The sequence below is a fragment of the Acidipropionibacterium jensenii DSM 20535 genome, from assembly GCF_000425285.1.
GTDB classification, from domain to species: domain Bacteria; phylum Actinomycetota; class Actinomycetes; order Propionibacteriales; family Propionibacteriaceae; genus Acidipropionibacterium; species Acidipropionibacterium jensenii.
On sequence record NZ_AUDD01000051.1, the window covers coordinates 1 to 4350 of the forward strand.

The following is a 4350-nucleotide window of genomic DNA, read 5'->3' on the forward strand; positions in this document are numbered from 1 at the left end:
CGTGTCGCGCGGGGCGCCCTCGCATCCACACTCGCGGCACCACCGGTCCGGCTCCACGACACGGCACTCGATCACCGCCCGATCCGGGTCCAAACGCTGCCCGACAGCCTCCAGGCCGAGCTCGTCGAGACCGCAGAACGTGGTCAGGCAAGGTGTAGTGAAAGTAGGGTGTGACACGTCGAGGTCTTCCAACAGATGGCGAGTGTGAGAACTTCCATCCTCAGGGAGACCTCGACCCCTACCCGGCCACCGACACGCTCAACCCGCTACACCCTCGTTCGTGAAGAGCCCGCAAACCCTCATCGCCGGCGACGGCGTGCACCCGAACATGTACGGGGCGATCTCCATCGCCACACTCCTCAACTCGATTCTTGACCAGAAGGGCTGGGCCCACAGATGAGCCGCAAAATCGTCATTCCCGGAGTCACGTTCACAGGCCCCGCACTCAGGGACGACCCCATCATCAATGCGGGCTCGCTGCTGCTGGTCGACGTGAATCATCCTGTCGCCCCGTGGGCTTCTATCCCCGCGGCCGGGGCACTGATCCCCAACATCGCTCGCGCGCAGGCGTCCACACTCATCGGCTCAACCGCCGACGCAGACGTGTGCCCAGTGATCACAACAGGTAGAACGCCACCCGCCATCACCCTCACATCCAAAGGCTCACTGCGCATGGCCTCCACCGGGCCGGTCAACGGGTGGCACATCAAGTACCCCCCGGCGATCATCGGCTACATCAAGGCTAACCCGGCACACCGGCTGGGACTGTGCCTGTGGTGCGGACTCGACGGACCATCCACCGCAGTCGTGAGTGGCATCTGGACGTACCTCACCACCGACTCACGCTCCACCACCGACAACACCAAGAGTTCGTACTCCAGATTCTCACCGACGTCCTCCTCCATGAACTCCGCCGGATCATCTGGCACGCAGAGCCCGAGCGGCAACACCACGGTCAGCCCCCGCGAGATCGTCGCCTCATCTGGCACATCCGACGATAACTGCGCCACGGCCGTGACAGCCCAGAAGTACTCCCGGATCATTGGTACAGGGAATGTTCCCGCCTCCCCCACCATGGCCGGGATTCCCAATGGGGCGGGGGCGTCACTCGTCTTCCACCGCTTCTACCTGGAAGACCTGACCGCATCGGGCCGCACGCTGGCTGCGCTCACAGCAGCCGACCAAGCCCTCTACCAGGCAGCATTCGCTGCCGGGGGCCGCTACTCAGCAACCGAGTACACAGGCGTCTGACGGCTACTTGGTGACGACGATCTTGCGAAGATCCGTCTCCACCTTCTTTGCCAAGAAGGCGTGCCCTTCGGTCGAGGGATGGTTCAGCTTGCTGGCGTCGATGACCCTCGAGAAATTGCTGCTGGTGATCCACTGCTCCTGCACGCACGACACGTAATTCAGGTGTACCTTCTGCGTGATCGAAGTAAGTTGAGAGTCCACGCTCGACAAGTTGGTCGAGACTGGAAGTACGCTCGGACACGGGCCAAGGATGATCAGCTGCGCGGACGGCCACGTTTCCCTGGCTGCGGCAATCGCCTTGGTGGCCCCGGCCGTGACACCCCCAGCATCCTTGTTGCTGGCGTCGTTGACACTGCCCTGGATGATCACCAGATCGACGCCACGATCCACCGACTCGTCGGCGATCCGAGACGCATAGGTGCCCTCATCCTTCGGCCCAGGATTGACATAGCCGGTGCCACTCGCTCCCATGTTCGTCAGATCCCAGCCCATCGCGTCAGCCACGAGGGGTGCGTAGCCCTTACCGGCCGGCGTCGCCGCGTATCCCACAGTCCACGAGTCGCCGACGATCACAACCTTCGCACCCTCGGGGATCGTGACCTTGGGCGCCGGAGTGGGTGACGGCGTCGACGTCGGCGTCGAGCTCGCCTCTGCCTGTAGAGGCGGTGCCGAGTAGGTGCTGTCGTCGGTGGCTACGTCACCATTGCGGTTGATGAAGATGAACGCCCACGAGCCAATCGCAAGCACGACAAGCACGACAAGCCCACCAATTTTCCAGCGCATGAGCGCAGAATAGCGAGCCCTCGTAACCCCCCACCACCCACCTCGCCAGCAGACACGCAACCGCCCCACCAGCGTGACGCTGGCGGGGCGGCTCTTTGACATATGCGGCGCGATCGGACGACTCCGTGGCCTGCTTCACACGAGAAGCTTCGACTCGACCTCCGCGCGGACCCGCTCCGGTGTCCATCCTGGTGGAAGCCTGGCCAACGCCTGCCCGAGTTGATCGACCATGTCCTGCCACTGGTCGCGTTTCCGCACGGCCGTAGCTTCCAACAGCGTGCACCACTGGGCCTGGTCGTCGATCTGGTCCACCAGACCGTCCTCGGCTACCAGCCGTTCCAACTCACCCCTGGCAGCAGCGGCAGCGTCACTGGCCTCACACATGTCCCGCTCGGCAACCAGCACCCTCGCCTCGGCAGCAATCAGATCTGCCGGAAGACCCGTCTCACGAGCCAGCCGACGTGCCCGAAGTCTCCACCACCGATCAACCATCATCCCCCCAGCCACGACGCCGTAACAGTCGGTCCTCGGCTACAGGCTATGCGATCTGGCTGCCCACCGGGGTCAGGGTGACGGAGCGACGCCCCCGCACTTCCAACGAGCCGGAAGCACAGGGACATCACCGCCATGCAAGACGCCGGGGATCCCGCCGAGCCCGCAGTCCGACCGTCAGGCCGGCAGGGCAATCCCGCCCGTCGAGAATCTCAGCCTGAGAGACTGTTATGCATGGACTCCTCTACTTCGTACGCTCTGGCAGGCGGCTACATCGCCGCCCTGCTCATCGCCTTCCTCGTGCCACTGATCCTGTGGATCATCACCCTGGTCAGCATCGTGAAGTCGCCGAACTGGACACCCGGATTCAAGGCCCTATGGGCCCTCGCCGCCCTACCCGCCGGGCTCATCGGCATGATCTGCTGGTTCGTGTGGGGCACCAAGGACGGCAACAGGCCACCCACACCGCCGGCACCCCAATTCCCCTACCAGGCCTGACCGACCCCTTACGAACACCGCCCCGCCAGCATCACGCTGGCGGGGCGGCTTTCGTGCGTCGAGGGTGCTCTGGGGTATCGGAGCCTCACGAGCTCAGACCACGACTCTCTCGTCCAGCTTCGCGGTGAGCTCCTGATCCCGTTCGAGAGAGGCGTGCTGGTAGCGGAGGGCCACCTGCACGTCGCTGTGACCGCCGCGGTTCATCAGCTCAGCCAGAGTCGCTCCTTGCTGCGCGAAGATCGTCAGGCCTGTGTGGCGGAGGTCGTGGTAGCGGAAGCCAGGAAGTCCGGCGTCAGCAGCTGCCTTCGTCCAGATCTTCCCGAATGCGGTCGGGTGCACCCAGTCGCCCTCGTCGTCATGGATGACCAGCGCGCGTTTCCCCGGTCCCGTGTGGACGGCAAGGTGGTCTCGGAGGATCGGCAGGATACTCTCCGGGATCGACACCACCCGGTCCCCCGCCTCGGACTTCGTGGGACCCTCTTTGAGGCCGCCACCCTCGGGACGTTCGATCGACCGCGACACGTGGATCGTCGCAGCCTTCAGATCTATGTCGCCGCGCTTCAGCCCGAGCATCTCCCCCTGGCGCAGCTGACACCACGCGGCAAGCCACACGGCCACTTGCAGGTCGGTGGGCATCGCATAGGCGAGATCCCGCACCTGTGCTGGGGTGGCGACCTTCACGCGGTCCTTGGCTGCCATCTTCTTCGACGGCTGGTAGACCGCCGCGCCGGGGAGATGTACCGGTGAGACGGAGCACCACTCCTGTTCCACGAACCATCGCCACATGGTCTGCGCGACCATGTAGGCACCTCGAGTCTGGCCGTTGGTGCGCTTGGTGATTTTCCCCTTCTTGAGGTTCGGCGGGTTGGTGCCAGCGCACAGCTCTATCCACCATGACCGGATGTCGCCTCGCTGCACGTCAGAGATGAATCGGTCTCCGAGGACTGGGAGGATCGACACCTTGAGCTTCGACCGGTAGGTCCGCAGTGTGCCATCATGACGGCCGATGTCGCGGAGATGTTGGAGCCACTGCTCAGCCCCCTCGGCGACCGTGGTGCGGTGCTCCTCAGCCTCGGATTCCCTGGACTCGGGCGATGTCACTCGTGCGCGGCGACTCGGGCAGCCTCACCGTCGAGCCACTGGCCGGCTTCCTTCTTCGTCCTGAAGGTGACCGGTGCGTTGTGCCATTCGTCGTCGGGCCCCTTGTACCGGGCTCGGAAGCGTCCGGACGCTAGGTGTACTTCCCCGTGACGTTGTGAACGCGGGCTGAGGGAGTCTGGCCGCCGATCCCGGTGTGGGGTCTGTGGTGATTGTAGTGATGGCGCC

General features: G+C 64.4%; 5 protein-coding genes and 2 pseudogenes. 2 read left to right on the plus strand and 5 right to left on the minus strand.

Annotated features, from left to right (window positions below; genetic code table 11):
- A pseudogene (locus H590_RS18560) lies at positions 1-177 on the minus strand (ISL3 family transposase); the annotation flags it as partial.
- A 219-nt stretch (positions 178-396) separates the two neighbouring features.
- Here H590_RS18560 and H590_RS18565 point away from each other — a divergent pair.
- Entirely contained in the window at positions 397-1251 is an 855-nt protein-coding gene (locus H590_RS18565) for a hypothetical protein (protein ID WP_126412642.1), read from the plus strand.
- A gap of 3 nt (positions 1252-1254) precedes the next feature.
- Here H590_RS18565 and H590_RS16960 read toward each other — a convergent pair whose 3' ends face one another.
- Positions 1255-2034, minus strand: coding sequence for an SGNH/GDSL hydrolase family protein (locus tag H590_RS16960; protein ID WP_161626039.1), 780 nt, complete (start codon positions 2032-2034; stop codon positions 1255-1257).
- Between the two features lie 135 nt (positions 2035-2169).
- Positions 2170-2439 carry a hypothetical protein gene (locus tag H590_RS0113580; protein ID WP_126412643.1) on the minus strand — a complete coding sequence of 90 codons (270 nt, stop codon included), beginning with the start codon at positions 2437-2439 and terminating at the stop codon, positions 2170-2172.
- A gap of 321 nt (positions 2440-2760) precedes the next feature.
- Here H590_RS0113580 and H590_RS16965 point away from each other — a divergent pair, with 321 nt between their 5' ends.
- Positions 2761-3024, plus strand: coding sequence for a PLDc N-terminal domain-containing protein (locus tag H590_RS16965; protein ID WP_051238650.1), 264 nt, complete (start codon positions 2761-2763; stop codon positions 3022-3024).
- A gap of 93 nt (positions 3025-3117) precedes the next feature.
- On the opposite strand, the gene H590_RS0113590 is transcribed toward H590_RS16965, so the two are convergent.
- Positions 3118-4125 (minus strand): tyrosine-type recombinase/integrase, encoded by a 1008-nt coding sequence (locus H590_RS0113590; protein ID WP_028703937.1) that lies wholly within the window; start codon positions 4123-4125, stop codon positions 3118-3120.
- A pseudogene (locus H590_RS19505) lies at positions 4122-4202 on the minus strand (hypothetical protein); the annotation flags it as partial. The pseudogene H590_RS19505 and the gene H590_RS0113590, both read right to left, overlap by 4 nt.
- Positions 4203-4350: the final 148 nt, after the last annotated feature.